Annotated in this window: 1 protein-coding gene; it reads left to right on the forward strand. The window is 38.3% G+C overall.

What is annotated here, in order from left to right; all coding sequences use genetic code 11:
- Positions 1 to 691: 691 nt before the first annotated feature.
- Positions 692 to 1,291 (forward strand): substrate-binding periplasmic protein (locus tag H5202_RS22605; RefSeq protein WP_182773993.1); only part of this gene is annotated, 600 nt, incomplete at its 3' end.

Raw genomic sequence — 1,291 nt, forward strand, 5'->3', positions numbered from 1 at the left:
ATCCCCAATAGACGCGATGTCAGACAGCTACAAAGTACGTAAAAAAGATATTGAAGCACAAAGAATAACGACGGTAGACGGCATCCAAATTCGCTTATCAAATCAAGAACGATTAACAGTAAAAGCATTGGCAACAGATTAATGACTCACTTTAGTGCCAGTGCTTGAACACCTATAAATGCTAATAATTATTCCGCTTAAATAACCAATAACTCATTTTATAATTGGAATTAGATAATAATATCAACCAAATGAAAAACACTTTCACTTTCAAACCTTATCACTGCCCCGCTTAATTCAAACAACATAATGGACGCTACTTCCAATTTGGGGTTGAACCGACAACTTAAATTTCTTGTTTAAATTCCCTTACTTGCTCTTGTTTTAAAAATTCTGTCTATACTCAATGAGTCATTGTTACTGTCCCAAAGCCTACATGTGATCACTGGCCTATAGTGAAGTAGCGTGTTAATCACACCAAAGCTTATAACATTGCTCAATCTAGCCATTAAAATCTAGGCCGATAATGATAAAAGCATGAAAACAACAAGACCATTGATAAGTAACTAACTTATTTAACAACAAAATCCAGAATTTTCTTTAGGCAAACAAAAATCATTTTTGATACCTAAAGCGGACAGTAAAACGGGTTATTTACGTTGGTTTACATCTTTCATTTCTAGGAGATATTATGAAGTTTAACTATGCCATTTTGGGATTATTATTCGCTGTAGGCGGCCACACCGCTCATGCCGAAACAGTGTATCTTACCTCACTAGATTGGGCTCCATATTCAGGTAAAACATTAGCAAATCAAGGTGCCAGCGTTGTTGTAGCCCAAGCTGCATTTACCGCTATGGGCCACGAACTTGTGGTCAACTTTTATCCTTGGAGCCGTGCGGTGAAATTGGCCTCAGAGCCAGGATCTAAATATGCAGGATATTTTCCAGAATACCTATATGAATCAACTGAATTTACTTTTTCGGCGCCCATGGGGCAAGGCCCTCTTGGACTCGTTGAAAATAAATCATCACCTATCAGCTGGGCTCAAGTAAGCGACTTGGCTAAGTATAAACTCGGCGTAGTCCAAGATTATGTCAATACTGAAGAACTTGATGCACTTATAGCCAGCAAACATATTAAACCTCAAGTGGTGACATCAGATGAAATCAACGTACTAAAAGTCATTGGCGGCCGTATCGACGCGGCTGTCATTGACGCTAACGTACTTAGTTATATGCTCGCCCATAGTAATAAACTGGTAAAGGATAAAGATAAGGTACAGATGAAC

Source organism: Shewanella sp. SG41-4 (genome assembly GCF_014164505.1).
In the GTDB taxonomy this organism is placed as follows: domain Bacteria; phylum Pseudomonadota; class Gammaproteobacteria; order Enterobacterales; family Shewanellaceae; genus Shewanella.